15 protein-coding genes and 3 pseudogenes are annotated in these 13,922 nt (G+C 69.2%); 5 read left to right on the forward strand and 13 right to left on the reverse strand.

Translation table 11 applies throughout. From position 1 onward, the window contains the following. Positions 1-31 precede the first annotated feature (31 nt). Together OHA19_RS40575 and OHA19_RS40580 are read right to left on the reverse strand one after the other, a co-directional pair. The gene (locus tag OHA19_RS40575) at positions 32-400 is read right to left on the reverse strand and encodes a hypothetical protein (protein ID WP_405722946.1); all 369 of its coding nucleotides are present in this window, start codon (positions 398-400) and stop codon (positions 32-34) included. 8 nt (positions 401-408) lie between these two features. Further along, complete coding sequence (locus OHA19_RS40580) at positions 409-666, reverse strand: hypothetical protein (RefSeq protein WP_331750264.1); 258 nt, start codon at positions 664-666, stop codon at positions 409-411. Between the two features lie 91 nt (positions 667-757). On the opposite strand from OHA19_RS40580, the pseudogene OHA19_RS40585 reads away from it, so the two are divergent. Both OHA19_RS40585 and OHA19_RS40590 read left to right on the forward strand, forming a co-directional pair. Then, positions 758-1,408: pseudogene (locus OHA19_RS40585) on the forward strand (ATP-dependent DNA ligase); the annotation flags it as partial. Between the two features lie 189 nt (positions 1,409-1,597). Continuing rightward, positions 1,598-2,143, forward strand: a complete 546-nt coding sequence (locus OHA19_RS40590) for a DoxX family protein (protein ID WP_331750262.1) — start codon at positions 1,598-1,600, stop codon at positions 2,141-2,143. A gap of 228 nt (positions 2,144-2,371) precedes the next feature. Here the strand turns inward: OHA19_RS40590 and OHA19_RS40595 are convergent, their stop codons facing one another. The 4 genes and pseudogenes from OHA19_RS40595 to OHA19_RS40610 all read right to left on the reverse strand — a co-directional run bounded on the left by OHA19_RS40595 (position 2,372) and on the right by OHA19_RS40610 (position 5,069). Then, positions 2,372-2,653, reverse strand: coding sequence for a hypothetical protein (locus tag OHA19_RS40595; protein ID WP_331750260.1), 282 nt, complete (start codon positions 2,651-2,653; stop codon positions 2,372-2,374). A gap of 42 nt (positions 2,654-2,695) precedes the next feature. Further along, a complete protein-coding gene (locus tag OHA19_RS40600) occupies positions 2,696-3,544 on the reverse strand; it encodes an alpha/beta hydrolase-fold protein (protein ID WP_331754220.1) in 849 nt (282 codons plus the stop codon). A gap of 277 nt (positions 3,545-3,821) precedes the next feature. After that, on the reverse strand, positions 3,822-4,160 hold the full coding sequence (locus OHA19_RS40605; protein ID WP_331750255.1) for a hypothetical protein: 339 nt from the start codon (positions 4,158-4,160) through the stop codon (positions 3,822-3,824). A 238-nt stretch (positions 4,161-4,398) separates the two neighbouring features. After that, positions 4,399-5,069, reverse strand: a pseudogene (locus OHA19_RS40610) (IS6 family transposase). Between the two features lie 145 nt (positions 5,070-5,214). Between OHA19_RS40610 and OHA19_RS40615 the strand changes: the two are divergent. Then, positions 5,215-5,346, forward strand: a complete 132-nt coding sequence (locus OHA19_RS40615; RefSeq protein ID WP_331750253.1) for a hypothetical protein — start codon at positions 5,215-5,217, stop codon at positions 5,344-5,346. 123 nt (positions 5,347-5,469) lie between these two features. Here the strand turns inward: OHA19_RS40615 and OHA19_RS40620 are convergent, their stop codons facing one another. After that, positions 5,470-5,823, reverse strand: coding sequence for a hypothetical protein (locus tag OHA19_RS40620; RefSeq protein ID WP_331750251.1), 354 nt, complete (start codon positions 5,821-5,823; stop codon positions 5,470-5,472). 736 nt (positions 5,824-6,559) lie between these two features. Between OHA19_RS40620 and OHA19_RS40625 the strand changes: the two genes are divergently transcribed. After that, the gene (locus OHA19_RS40625) at positions 6,560-7,213 is read left to right on the forward strand and encodes a helicase associated domain-containing protein (protein WP_331754699.1); all 654 of its coding nucleotides are present in this window, start codon (positions 6,560-6,562) and stop codon (positions 7,211-7,213) included. A 139-nt stretch (positions 7,214-7,352) separates the two neighbouring features. Here OHA19_RS40625 and OHA19_RS40630 read toward each other — a convergent pair. From OHA19_RS40630 to OHA19_RS40650, 5 genes and pseudogenes are all read right to left on the reverse strand, one after another. Continuing rightward, positions 7,353-8,683, reverse strand: a pseudogene (locus OHA19_RS40630) (PP2C family protein-serine/threonine phosphatase). After that, on the reverse strand, positions 8,683-8,934 hold the full coding sequence (locus OHA19_RS40635; protein WP_331750245.1) for an ATP-binding protein: 252 nt from the start codon (positions 8,932-8,934) through the stop codon (positions 8,683-8,685). The pseudogene OHA19_RS40630 and the gene OHA19_RS40635 overlap by 1 nt, the downstream one beginning before the upstream one ends. Before the next feature lie 445 nt (positions 8,935-9,379). Next, a complete protein-coding gene (locus tag OHA19_RS40640) occupies positions 9,380-9,664 on the reverse strand; it encodes a transposase (RefSeq protein ID WP_405753440.1) in 285 nt (94 codons plus the stop codon). Positions 9,665-9,774: 110 nt separating this feature from the next. After that, on the reverse strand, positions 9,775-10,680 hold the full coding sequence (locus OHA19_RS40645) for a phosphotransferase (protein WP_331750243.1): 906 nt from the start codon (positions 10,678-10,680) through the stop codon (positions 9,775-9,777). A 445-nt stretch (positions 10,681-11,125) separates the two neighbouring features. After that, on the reverse strand, positions 11,126-11,422 hold the full coding sequence (locus tag OHA19_RS40650; protein WP_405722854.1) for a hypothetical protein: 297 nt from the start codon (positions 11,420-11,422) through the stop codon (positions 11,126-11,128). 1,101 nt (positions 11,423-12,523) lie between these two features. Here OHA19_RS40650 and OHA19_RS40655 point away from each other — a divergent pair. Further along, on the forward strand, positions 12,524-12,847 hold the full coding sequence (locus OHA19_RS40655; RefSeq protein ID WP_331754228.1) for a helicase associated domain-containing protein: 324 nt from the start codon (positions 12,524-12,526) through the stop codon (positions 12,845-12,847). A gap of 344 nt (positions 12,848-13,191) precedes the next feature. On the opposite strand, the gene OHA19_RS40660 is transcribed toward OHA19_RS40655, so the two are convergent. Continuing rightward, on the reverse strand, positions 13,192-13,596 hold the full coding sequence (locus OHA19_RS40660) for a hypothetical protein (RefSeq protein ID WP_331750236.1): 405 nt from the start codon (positions 13,594-13,596) through the stop codon (positions 13,192-13,194). Positions 13,597-13,922 lie beyond the last annotated feature (326 nt).

Raw genomic sequence — 13,922 nt, forward strand, 5'->3', positions numbered from 1 at the left:
ACAGGGCCGGCGGCCGTCAGAGAACCGCTGCTCAGGTGTTGAGGTCCAGGACCCGCACCGCCTCGCCCTCCCACCGCTTCGGCGCCGTGGTCGCGATGATCGCCCCGTTCGGGCGGTCGGGAGTGGGCTGCGCAGCGAACTGGCTGTGGGCCGCCGCCCACGTCTCCTGCCGGGCGAGAGCCAGCGCGGCGGACAGGTCCAGGTCCAGAACGGTGATGCCCGGCAGCGCGGCCAGGTGCTCGGCCGTACCGGGCCGCGCCCGGTCGGCCTCGACGAGCGCGCACGCCGGGGCGTAAAGGAACCACCCGGGTTCGGCATGCGCCCGGTGGATCAGACGAGAAGCGAGGACGTTGCCCTGGCCGGCTGCGGCCATCGCCGTGTCGTCCAGGACGATGTGCATGGCGTCGCTCACCGAGCCGTCGCCCGGGCCAGGCGCCGGTCCAGCTCACTGTCCAGGTCATCCGCCTCGGAGACAGTGGGGGCGTAGCCGTTCCACGCCTTCAGTGCGGCCCTGGCCTTCTCAGCCCGCTCAGCCCGCTCGGCCGGAGTGAGCATAGTCTCGGCCAGCCGCGCCAGATACGCACGCAGCGACAACCCCTCAGCAGCCGCGATCGCGGCCAGCCGGTCCTTGGCCGCCTCGGGGATACGGACATTGGCATCAGACATCGTCGTACTCCTTCCCATCCCCCAAGGATACGGGTACGGGTACGTACCCGTCACTGCTGGGTCTGTCTGCGCGCCGAGCTGCGGCGAGCGGCTGCAGTCCCGCATGGGACTGACCTCCGCGGCGAAGGCCGCCCGGATGGCGCGGCTGGTGCTGGCGCATCTGGTTCTGTTCGATGCCGTGCACCTGGATGGCCGCGGTCTGACCGGGCTGCCGTACACCGAACGCCGCACACTCCTGGAGGACCTGGGACTGGACGGGAAGCACTGGTCGACGCCTGCGACGGTCGTCGGACACGGCGAGCAGGCGCTGGAGGTGACCCGGACCGCGGGGCTGGAAGGCCTGATCGCGAAACGGCTCGCATCGGTGTACGAACCCGGGGCCCGGTCCCGCTCGTGGATCAAGATCCGGCACGTCCGGACCATCGATGTGGTCGTGGGCGGGTGGGTGCCCGGCCGCGGCCGGCTCACCGGCCTGCCCGGCGCCCTGCTCGTAGGAGAGGCACGTGCAGGCCGTCTTCGGTATGTGGGCAGCGTCGGCACCGGGTGGAGCGCCTGCCTGCTCCGCGTCGCCGCGATCGACGAGTGCCCCTTCGGCATGGTTCCGGGCGTGGTCGGAGCGCGGTGGGTACTGCCGCGACTGGTCGGCGAGGTCCGCTACACGGGCAGAACAAGAGCGGGGCTGCTGCGGCAGCCCTCCGGGCACCGGCTGCGCCCCGACCTCGCGCCAGGCGGCCTCACCTGACCGGGGCGCCTCTTTACTCATCTAGTGGTTGGGCGGCCCTTCGGGGCCGGACCCCGTGCGCCGCGTCCCCGCCCTGGAACATCGCGCCGAGCGCGACTCAAGGTTGTTGAACTTTCACACACGGGCTACGCTTCACGAAGCGCTTGAACTTTCAATCTCATTCTTCTCTCGCAGAAGGGTCCATGCCGTATGACTTCCGCCCTGTCCCGCTCCGCCGCTTCCTCCTCCACCGGCTCTGACGGCACCTCGCTCCACACCTACGACATCGGGCTCCTCACCATTCGTGTGGTTCTTGGGCTGACTCTCGCTGCACATGGCGCGCAGAAGCTGTTCGGCTGGTTCGAGGGCGGAGGCATCGAGGGCACCGGGCAGTTCTTCGCCCAGAGCGGCTACCCCGCTGGCGAGACGATGGCGGTGATCGCCGGGCTCAGCGAAGTTCTCGGAGGACTCGGCCTCATGCTCGGCCTCCTGACGCCGCTCGCCGGCGCGGCCGTCGTCGGCACGATGATCAACGCGACGGCCGTCAAGTGGGGAGGCGGATTCTTCGCTCCCCAGGGAGTCGAGTACGAAGTGCTTCTTCTCGCGGGCGCCGCAGGCCTGGCCCTCACCGGGCCCGGCAGGCTCGCCGCCGATCGATTCCTGCCCGTCCTGCGCGCACACCGGCTCGCCTACGGCATCGCCGCCGTAGTGCTCGCCGTTGTGATCGCGGGCCTGGTACTGCTCACTCGTAAGTGAGTCCCGCCTCCGATCCGGGAAATGGCTCGGGCGAGAGGATCCCGCGACACCGACAGGACATCGGTGTAGCGGGTCCACCAGCATGCGGGACTCGCTGTTTCCTCGCCGGCGCCGTCACCCGCTCCTTCGTCACGCGCTCCCTCGGCACCTGACCCTTGCGTGCCGCGAGTACCGGTCGGGCGCAGCGGGCCTGGGCCCCGAAAGGCCGGGTGGCTGGTCAGACTGCGGCTATGCGAAGGCGGGGGGTGCGTGTGGGTCTGGCCGTCCAGGGCCGCGGGCGGGTTGTTCCGGCGCGGGCTGAGCGGTGGGCGCGGCCAGGAGTGCGGTGACGGTCGCGGGTTCGGTGCCGGTCACGGTGGCGATCTGGTCGATGCTCAGCAGCAGCTGGTCGTGGAGCAGGGAGACGTCCTCGACGGCGGTGAAGGTGCGGCCGATGCGGCGGGCGACGGCGCGGGTGTGTCTTTCCCAGGCCCAGGCGGAGGGGCATCTCTCGGAGACGACGGTCGTCAAGGGGCTCAGTCCCCGCCGCTGCAGGCTCCAAGGGAGGGGCGGTCACTCCTGATCCGGCCGCCACAACCAACGGAGTGCGTCAGGCAGTAGGACGCCTCCGTGGTTGGGGCTGTGCCCGCCGTCGCCTACGACAAGGCGGAAGTCGTAGCCCGCTTCAGCCAGAGCGGTTGCTACGCGCAGGTTTTCAGCGAGCCAGTTCCGTCTGGGCTCATTCCAGTGCAGGTCGCGGTGGCCGGCTTGCATGAAGATACGCAGCGGCTGGCGGGGAACGCGGGAGATGAGGGCTGGGTAGGGATTGCCGTCCGGCATCTGCGCGAAGCTGGACAGGTATCCGATGACGCGGCGGAACTTGTCCGGGCGCAGCCACGCCGTGGTGAAGGCGCAGTTGCCGCCGCTGCTCCCGCCGCAGATGCCCCACCGTTCGGGGGCTTGGGCGATGGCGTAGCGCTCGGTGACCTGCGGGATGATCTCGCTGAGAAGGAAGGTGGCGTAGCGGCCGTCGAAGGCGTCGTACTCGTTGTTACGGTTCTTGGGGTTCTCGGCGTTCGGGAAGATGCCAGGGTCGACGAACACGCTGATGGTGACGGGGATGTCGCCATGGTGAATGAGATTGTCCAGGACAGTCGCGCCGCGGACCTGCCCTTCGGGATCCAGGTACCACCATCCGTCCTGGAACACCATCAAGGATGCCGGTTCCGTAGCGTCGTACAGGGCAGGCACGTGGACCCAGAACTTCCGGGAGGTTCCTGGGTAGATGGCGCTGTCATTCCAGTCGAACGCGACCGTCTCGCCTGCAGGCACGCCCGGCTGCACGGCGGAGTCGGGTCCGTGGATGTAGCGCAAGTCCGACTGGTCGATCGGAAGTGGCTGGTAGGGCATCTCGAAGACCATGGAGAGCACCGTAAGGCGATCATCACGGGGAACTGCAATGGATTTTCGCCCACACGCTCCGCCTGTGCCGAGGCACGGTAGCTGTCACCGCCGGTTGCGCCGACCTGCGATCTTCCAAAATGAGGCACCGCAGTTGTCACGGACGAAGCAAAGTACTTGGCACCACTCCTCCGGAAGCATGACAGTTGTCACCCCTTCACCGAGGTGGAGCGCTGCGCTCCCTGGTGACATCGTGCCCGTATTTGTGAACGTCGGACGGACCGCCGTAGCCGGGAGGTCAGTCCGCGTACACGAAGATCAGACGCAGAGCTGCGAAGGGCATGACGGACCCGCGGAGCACCGCCGGGACCGCCGCCGTCAGTCGCCTCTTGCCCTTGCGCCGACCCGAGCGGAACACCACGTGGGCCAAGACGAGCGGCAGCGCCACAAGGGCGAGGAAGATCACCGGCACCAAAAACCGGCTGAACGCGGTGGTGCCGGTGTTGTTGACCAGATGCCAGGCAGTCGTGCCGAAGAATACTGCAGGGCCGCCCAGCAGGTAGAACGAGAGGCCCAACGCCACGGCGACGGTCACTCCTTCCGTCAGCCGCTCGGCCCACGCATGCTCCCGGCGCACTTCCGCTATTCCTCTGTCCCCCATGCCCATTCCCCCAGCTGCCACAGTTCGGTGTCGTCAGCTTTTCGGTCGAGCCGCTCAGTCCGTAGCAGCAGAAAACGATAGCGCCAGGGCCCAGGGCTGCAGACGCGATGATCCCATGTGCCTACTGGCCCGTCAGAGGGCGCTGTCACGTTGTGGAGCGTGTGGGTGCCTGACGGTGTGTCGGGGGTGGTGGGGCCGGGTTCCGGTTCCGGGCTCAGGCCGCGGCAGGCAGGGTGGTCGCGCCGGTGATCTGGTCCCAGATCGCGAAGCGGATGGTCATCTCGGCGCGGTGGTGGGCGGCGGTCATCAGGTGGCGGCGGGGCCTGAAGTGGGGTGAGATGCCGCTGAAGGCGGACAGGAATCTTTGTACGGCGCCGGCGGAGCGGAAGCCCTTCATCGCCCGTTCGCGCTGCCGGGTGGGCTGGTGCGAGTTCTCCGCCCGATTGTTCAGACCCTTGTGGGAACGGTGTTCGACGGAGGGCATCACCTCGCGGTGGGCCGCGCCGTAGGGACGGAGCTTGTCGGTGACCACCACACGCGGCACCGAGCAGATCTTCTTGAGCAGTGTGCGGAAGAAGCGCCGGGCCGCGGCCTTGTCCCGGCGGCCCTGGAGAAGGATGTCGAGCACGTTACCGTCGGCGTCGACGGCCCGCCACAGATACTTCTGCTCGCCGTTGATCTTCACGAAGACCTCGTCCATGTGCCACTTGTCACCCGGCCGTGGCCGGCGTCGGCGCAGCTCATTCGCATAGATCTGGCCGAACTTTGCGCACCACCGCCGGATCGTCTCGTACGAGACGATCACACCGCGCTCGAGCATCAGCTCCTCCACCTCACGGAAGACAGCGGGAAGCGGAAGTACAGCCACACGCAGCGGGAGATCACCTCAACCGGGTACCGGTGCCCCTTGTACGACGGCGGCCTCGATCGACAACCTCGCCAAGCGCATAACGGACGAGACCACGCCAACCTGGCGAGGGACCCACTAGGACATAAGAGGCATTTCGCCCACGCTAAACGCCCTCTGAGAGTGCCCCGGGGCATCAGCAGCGGCTCGTCAGCAAGCCTGGACATCGGCTACGGCAACACCGCCGCCACCGGCTGGGCGCCCGAACTCACCGCCCAGTGGAACAGCACCGACAACCTCGTGATCACCGACTGAACCCACCCGCACCAAAGCACCGCAGCCTCGCCTTCAATCTCGTCGAACGCGTCGATCGGGACACCGGGCATGGAGGTCGGCAGGGACAGGCGGGTCGCTGCCTTGCCGTCCAGGTCTCGGTGCTCACCGCTCTGGGACCGTGACCCCTGCCGCCGCGAACGGGTCCAGAAGCACCCGGTACTGCTCCTCCGTCAGTTTCGTACGCTTGCAGACAGCGCTCGCGGCGATCGAGCAGGCGGGCTTGATGTCGAAGCAGAGGTCCGGGCGGAAGGCGTCCAGTTCGTGGGTGCGGCGGAGGAGAGCGGTGCGGACGGCACGTTCGATCGCGGAGTTCTCCGACGCGGAGACCCTGGTCGCATTGCTGGCATCGCGGCCGCCCCGGCTCCAGCGGTCGAGGGAGTCCTCGTACAACGCGGCGAGCGCCGCCGGCGGCAGAGCCGTGGACTCCTCAATGAACCGTGCAGTGGCTGTCTCCATGCCCCGTCCCTCCCAGATCTCGGCCAGGGCACCCACCCTACGGCCCGGATCGGACAGCCCACACCACTCCCAGCACACCAACTACCACCCCCCGAAACGACACATCGCTTGGGCGGGTCGGCACACGGCACGGGCCCGGTCCTCCGGCGGTTCGGAGGACCGGGCCCGCTTCGCACGCTGAGCGAGGGCATGTGCCGTCGGTCGGGCTCGGTTGGCTAGCGAAGGGAGCGGACGCCCGCTATGGGCGCCGAGGACGACGCCCGCCCACTATCGTCACGACGAGGAGAGCCACCCCGAGCACGACTGCGGCGATTCCGGTGGCAAGGAAGCCCCCTGAGGACTGCCCCATCCGAGAAACCATGATCAGCAGGACGCCGACGAGATGAGCATGATCATGTGACGGCGATACCGTGCCAACTGAGCCATCATTAGGAGTCGATTCCTTGTGTTCGGGGACGATGCGCCGTGACCGTACCAGCCCGCGGCCAGCCGGACGTCGCCGCGCTCACTGGTCCCACCACCCGCACCGGCATTCGAACGTCGGAGACGGGCCAGCACAGCAGCGGCAGCCCGCAGACGTCCCCCACCCGTGCAGAGGCCTGAGTCAGGCCGGCCCGTCCCGCAGCGGTGGCGCGGTTCGTGCGGCTGCGGTGATCGATCCGGAAGGGGCGTACTGGCGGCGTGGGATCTAGGCGGCCGGACGGTGGCTGCGGGAAACCGGGAACGGGTACTGCGGGTGCCGTACGCGCTCGTCACGCCGGAGGACTGGGGCGAGGTCGGCGGGTATCCGCTCGGGCAGTGGATCGCCGAGCAACGCCGCGCCCACGCGGCCAGGACGCTGGAGGCCGGGCGGGTGTCCGAGCTGGAGCAGCTCGGGATGGTGTGGTCGGAGCAGGAGGCGGCCTGGGCGAACGGGGTCGCCGTCGCCCGCAAGTACGCCGAAGCACATGGGCACTTCCTCCCTCCGACCACTGCGGTGTGGGACGGGCATCCGATCGGGGCGTGGGCGAAGAACGCTCGCGCGGCAGCCCGTAGGGCGCGGGAGAACGAGGAGCTCCACGCGGCCGGCCGCCCCGTCTCCTCGGCGGCCGGCGCGATGACCGAGGCCCGGCGGGATGAGCTGGACGCGATCGATCCGGGGTGGTGCCCGGTATGGGACACCAGGTGGCAGCGCTGCTACCGCCTCGTCCACAACCACGTCCAGGCCGGCGGAACTCTCCCCACGGCCGTGGGCGACGTCGTAGTCCAGGGCGAAGATCCCGGACGCCGGGTCACGGCGCAGCGGTTCGGGTGGGAGCAGCTGGTGCCCGTGCAGCCAGTGGATCCTGGAGAACACCCTCAAGATCACACCGGCCGAGGTAGCCATGATCCACGTCGCCTCGATCGATAACCTCGCCAAGCGCATATCGGACGAGACCGTGCCAACCTGGCGAGGATCTTACTAGTACTTAGTGGGCAATTCACCCACGCTAAACGCCCTCTGACAGGCGTGGTTCGGTGGGCCCGCTTTTGCGCCCGGGCATTGAGGGTCAGTTGTGCGGGGTGCGCAGGGCGAGGATGGCCGTGTCGTCGTGGCCGTCGCTGGGATGGTGGTCGGCCAGCGTGTTCACGAAGTCCTGCAGGGGCAGGTCGGCGTGGGCTGCGGCGAGTTCGGCGAGTTGGGTCATGCCCTCGTCAATGGAGCGGGCGGGATCTTCGATGAGGCCGTCGGTATAGAAGACCACGGTGGCGCCCGGGGGCAGGGGGTGGGTGTGGTCGGGGCGGTGCTGTTCGGTGTTCACCGCGAGGGGCAGGCCGGGTTCGGCGTGGAGATATTCCGTCTGCCGGTCGGGGGTGAGCAGGAGTGGGGGGGGAAGTGGCCGGCGGTGCTCCAGTGCAGCATCCAGCCCTCTTCTTCGGGGTCGATGCGGGCGAGGCAGGCGGTGGTGACGGGCAGGTCGGTGATGGCGTGCAGGGTGCGGTCGAGCTGGTACAGGACGGCGCTGGGCGGGGTGAGGCGGTCGTAGAGGAGGGCGCGCAGCATGCTGCGGGTCTGGGCCATGGCGGCGGCCGCGCGCAGGTCGTGGCCAACGACGTCGCCGATGACGACCACGCACGCATTGTCGGGCAGCCAGATGGCGTCGTACCAGTCTCCGCCGAGGTGGCCGGGGGTGGGGGCGGGCCGGTAGGTGGCGGCTGCGGTGAAGGGGTGCAGGTCGGGCAGGGTGGGCAGCAGCAGGCGCTGGAAGTGTTCAGCGCCGTCGCGGATCTGCTCGAACAGGCGGACGTTTTCGATGGCGATTCCCGCTGCGCCGGCCAGGGTGACGACGATGTCTTCGTCGTCACGGTCGAAAGGCTGTCCGTCGCGGCGTTCGGACAGGTAGAGGTCGCCGTAGATCGTGCCGCGGACGCTGATGGCGACGCCGAGCAGGGTGCGCATGTGGGGATGCCCGGGCGGGAACCCGGCGGAGGCGGGGTGGGAGGGGATGTCGTCGATACGCAGGGGTTCGGGGTGGTCGATCAGGTATCCAAGAACGCCGCGCCCGTGGGGAAACTCGGTCCCGGCCAGGTCGGCGCGCTCGGATTCGGACAGGCCAGCGGTGATGAGCTGCTGCAGGTACTCGCCGGAGTCGTCCAGCACTCCCAGCGCACCGTAGCGGGCGTTGGCCAGGCTCATGGCGGTGGTGACGATGCGGTGCAGCGCCGTGGGCAGTTCCGCCTCCCGGCTGATGGCCAGCACCGCCTCCAGCAGGCCCTGCAGCCGGTCCTTGGCAGTCGCCAAATCCCGCAGCTGCCCGGCAATCTGGTCCAATTGGTCATCCAGCCGCAGCCGCAGATCAGGAATGCCGGGCTGCTCGGGCTCTTCCTCTCGGCCCGCCATCACGGGCGCGTGGCGGCGTGGTGTTCGGCCTCGGTGGCCTTCAGCCGGTAGGAATCGGTGCCCGTCTGAATCAGCGTTGCCTTGAAAGTGAGCCGGTCAGCGATCGCCGCGCACAGCCGGGGATCGGTGAAGGCCTTGTCCCACTCGCTGAACGGGGCGCTCGAGGCCACGACGGTGGCCTTGCGTACCTCCCGCTCTGTGAAAATCTGGAACAGCAGCTTGGCGCCCTTCTTGTGTGCCCGCTCCGACATCTCAGGGTTCTGCCGCTTGTCCCGGCGGATCCGCTCATACAGCCACTCACGAGATCTGTGCACCCACAGCCTCCTGACACGACCGCGACCAACCACCACAGAGTGGCGCAGCCAAACAACCCGAACCGCCTATTACTCCGAAAGCGGCATGTTGCACACCGTCATACCGGCTGGCTCCCAATCTCCCGAGACAGTGGCTCCCGGTCCTGCCCGCCCCACTGACTCTCACGAAGTCACGCCGGGGCGGAGGCCCTCAAGTGGTGACGGGACAACGTCCCGGCGCGGCGGGCGGCGCCGCTGCGCGGTCAGGCGTGGCTAAGCAGGACAGACACGAGGGGAACGCGCCCACCAGCCGCTCAACGACCGCACCTGGCAGTACCTGAGCACCACGACCGCCCACCGTTCTGGAACGCCGAGCGGGCCGAAGCCGACCTCGCCGACGCCCTCAATCAGCTGATGCGCCGTGCCCGCGCCGGACAGGCCACCGCCCGCCGACGATCTTCTTGCCCGCGTCCGTTCCCTGGCCGGCGGCCGGGACGCTGGTGGAAATCTTGACGCTCTGTACGTCGATGATGCCGGTCGGCGGCTCCGCGGTGCGGCTGTCCTGCCTCCGTACCCGTTGCCTCAGCGGGCTGTTGAGCCGGGCGAACACCCCGTTCTTCTCCCACTTGGAGAAGTATCCGTAGACGGTTTCCCAGGACGGGAAGTCGTGCGGCGGGTAGCGCCACACCGCCCCAAGCGGCTGACATCGCCGCCGGTTACCAAACACCCCCACCAGGACAAAACCCTCCTTCAGTGCTCCGGTGAAGGCCGCGAACAGAAAGGCGGGCGACGGCCGTGTCAGGCGGGCGGGAGCAGGAACTCGTGCAGGGACCGCCGCACCTTGTCCAGGGACTCCTCGAGTTCCTTGGGGTCGTTGTGGCGTAAGGACCAGGTGACGCCCCGCAGTTCACGTCGGACTCCGGCGAGCCTGGTCTCTTCGTGCAAGACCTCGTAGTCACAGGAGTTCCGGGCCGCGTAGGCACTCATCATCTCCTCGGCGAAGTCGCGGCCCAGGTACCAGACGCCGCACAGATCGACCGCCCGCGGGCCGACCCTCGCCTCGTCCCAGTCCAGGACGCCGGACAGCCTCCCGGAGGTGTGCAGGAGGTTGCCGGGCCAGACATCGCCGTGGATCGGCACGACCTCGGCACCGGCGAGCCACCGCCGATAGGCTGCGGCCCACCGTTCGAACACCTGCCGCTCGCGACCGGCCAGCCGGTCCGCGGTGGCTGCGGCCGTCTCGGCATCAAGGGCGTCGATCGCCTGTCCGGCCCCGTCCGCCCCGAGGATGCCCAGCAGCGGTTCGCCGCCGCAGTTGTGCAGCGCCGAGACGAAAGCGGTCAGGTCGCCGGTGAACGCTTCACGATCCGCGCGAGCGACGTCGTCGTCCACGACAGCGCCTGGCAGCCTCCTGAGAAGCACGGCGCCAAAGGGCAGCCGCGGCCCGGTCGGAAGCATTCCGAGCACCTCGGGGACGGCCAGCGGCAGGGGCGGCAGTCGCCGCAGGACCTCGGCAGTGTGCTTGCTTCTGCCCTTGGCCTCGGGAGTGCGCGGCACCCTGATGAGGACGTCGGTGCCGACCCGGAGCACGACGTTCGAGAAGCCCCAGCCGACGATTTCGACGGGATCCCCGCTCCACGGGAACGGCAGGTCCTGCAGGCTTGATGCGACGGCTTCGAGCGTCGCGTCAGGGTCGAGGATCATGAGCAGTCCTTGGCTGTTCAACGGTGTCGGCGTAGGCCGACAGGTCCGGGAAGCTTCCGAGGTACCGGGGTCCGCCCGAGACGGTCGCCACCCCCGGCCGCTTCGGACGTGGACGCCTCAGCAGCCCGCCGTCTGGGCGACAGCACGCCCCTCGCCCGAACGTCCCCTCGGGCGGGGGCCGCAGACAAAGACGGCTGAGCAGTCATGCCCACCACCACACCCGGGCGCCCCGACACCATGCACAAGAATGAGCATCTACACGTCAGCCACCCACCAGCCGTGCTACACGCACTACGCAGGGCATGGCAGCCATTTAGTCACTCCATGACAGCCAAGGCCACGGGTACCAGGACGGAAAAGGGACAGCTCAGCACACTGCTTCCCATCAGCCCTGGTGACACCCAACCCACTGACACCACCCCACCCACCCACAAGGGCGAACAGCTCAGAGGACGGTGCCATGAAGGGCGCGGCGGTCGGACGTGATCGCGTAGCGGCGGGCGGCGAGGCCGTGGTCGAGTTCCTCGCCGATCTCCTCGCACAACAGGGCGAGGACGTCGGCCGCGTCGGTGTCGGACAGGTAGGCCGGCGCGACTTCGAGCATCAGCTCGCCGATCGCGTGCGTGCTGGCGGCGAGGTCGTCGACGGCGGCGCGCAGCGCGGCGAGCGCAGGTTCCGCCGGCGGATCGGCGGGCGGCGGAGGCGGGGCGGTGCGGACGTCACGGACGGCCTGGCGGACCACCGCGCGCACTGTCGGCTCATCGAGGGCCTTCAGGCCGCTGTGGGCGAGCGCGGCAAGGCGGCGGGTGATCAGCTCCGCGACGTCGCCGGAACGGGCGGAGGCGGCGATCAGGGCGCGCTGGGACAGGCCGTAGTCGAGCCCGGCCGCGGCCGGGCCGGTGTCTCGCGTGCGAGACAGGCCGGGGCCCGCGGCGACGTCGCCCTCGGGACGCGTACACCGGAGCTCTCCTGGTCAGGGCGGTGCGAATCGCGCTCGGCGCGCCTGTGCCCGCGGACGCGACGCGGCCCACGGACCGGCCGGGCCCGTTCTGGTACGAAGGGCAGCCTGCGCTCTCGCTCTACGCGCGCCGTCTGCAGGCCCATCTCACGCCGCGGTCGGTGTACTTCCAGAAGCCGTCCGAATCGCGGCTCCCCTCGGCGCCCGGCCGGCTGATCGTGGGCGCGCTTGATCTGTCCCACGGCCTGTGGGCGCTGCTGGCGGCGTGGGATCGAGTCGGCCGGGCGGTAGCTGCGCGAGACCGGGAACGGTGCGCTGCGGGTGCCGTACACGGTCATCACGCCGGAGGACTGGGGCGGGGTCGGCGGGTATCCGCTCGGGCAGTGAATCGCCGACCAGCGCCGCGCCTACGCGGCCGGGACGCTGGAGGCCGGGCGGGTGTCCGAGCTGGAGAAGCTCGGGATGGTGTGGTCGGAGCAGGAGGCGGCCTGGGCGGACGGGGTCGCCATCGCCCGCGTGTACGCCACCGCCCACGGCCACTTCCTCCCTCCAACGACCGCGGTGTGGGGCATCCGATTGGGGTGTGGGCGAAGAACGCCCGGGCCGCGGCGCGTAGGGCGCGGGAGAACGAGGAGCTCCGGCCGGCCGTCCTGTCCGGTCGGCGGCCGGGGCGATGACCGAAGAACGCCGGGATGAGCTGGACGCGATCGATCCGGGATGGTGCCCGGTGTGGGACACCGGGTGGCAGCACTGCTTGCGCCTGGCCCAAACCACGTCCAGGCCGGCGGAACCCTCCCCGAGGCTGCGGGCGACGTCGTCGTCCAGGGCGAAGATCTCGGACGCTGGGTGAGTGCGCAGCGGTTCGGGTGAGACCAGCTCCTGCCTGTGCAGCAGTGGATCCTGGAGAACACCTTCGGGATCCAGGCGGCCGGGGAGGACGAGCGGCCGGTGAAGCAGACGCAGGATACGAAGTGGGCGGCCAACCTCGCGGCGGCACGGCGGTTCCACGCCCGTGAGGGACACCTGCGAGTGCCCCGGAAGCACATTGAACAGCTGGATGCGGAAGCGGTCCCGACAGGCCGTCAGGACGGCGCTGACGGCGGCGTGGTGGTCAAGCTCGGCACGTGGCTCGACAACGTCCGCAAACGCGCTGTCAAGCTCGCCGAGCAGCGCCGTGCGGACCTCGATCAACTCGGGATGCGTTGGTAGAGGGCTGGGGGTGCAGAACGCGAGGGGGCCGGGATTCGATGGGATCCGGGCCCCCTCTCGCGTCTGCTCGTCCTCAACGGTCAGATGACGAACTCGCGTCTTCGACCGTGCGGAAGCCCGCGGAGCCGATCCGTACCTGTGCCGTCCCACCGGCGGAAGCGGTACGGGCCTCGACGCGATTCTCCTGGAGACGCCGGCCCCGGGAGCAGTGCCACCCCCTCGTGTCTCCGCCCGTCAAGCGGGCTACCGGCCCTGCGAGAGTCTCGCTGGTGGTCGCGGGTGATTCCGCGGTGTCACCGCCGGGAGCGGTGACACCGCGGTGATGGGTGTGACGCGCCGAACGGTCAGCCCTTCACGGTCTTGAGGAGTACGTGCACGTCGTGGCCCTTGTGCCAGCCCGTGTCGATCAGCGGGCTGTGGTGCTTCTCGTTGCCCCAGCTGTAGTAGCGATGCCAGCTCTGGTGCCAGGAGCCGTTCAGGTTCGAGCCCGTTGCGGTGAACCCCTGGGCGACCTTGCCGTCGTGCTTGTTGTCCCAGAGGTACAGCTGTGCCTTGGTCTGCGTATTGGAGCCGCTGTAACGGTCGCACTCCCGGTACTTGAGCCCGGCCGCGTTGTGGTTGACCTGGATGGTGCGCCAGCCGGTGCAGGCGCCCTGGGCGGAGGCCGACGGTGCGAATGCGAGCCCGAGGCCACTGATGCTCAGGACGGTCGTCAGACCGGCCGCCGCGAGCCGCTTGCGTACGCTCATGTCAGGGTGTCCTTCCCTGTGGGGTCGAGGGGCGACGCGGGGTGGACCGCACCGCCCGGCTTACGGCACCAAGACTGCTCGCCTTCTCGCCGCCGCCGCGAGGCCGGCCGACCGGATGGTGTCATGGCGAGACGCGGTACGCCGTGACCTGCGGAGACGCCGCGTGGGATGAAGTGGCGGCGGGACGCGAGCTCGATCGCGCGTGGCCCTCAGCTCGGCGCCGTGTCGGTGTCCGCACGACAGGAATCGCTGGTCAATCCCGTTCCGGGCCGGTGAGGTGGGGGCCGTTGGGACGGCAGAGGGCGTCGCCCGCGCTGGCCTGCTCG

The organism is Streptomyces sp. NBC_00012 (assembly GCF_045040875.1).
In the GTDB taxonomy this organism is placed as follows: Bacteria; Actinomycetota; Actinomycetes; order Streptomycetales; family Streptomycetaceae; genus Streptomyces.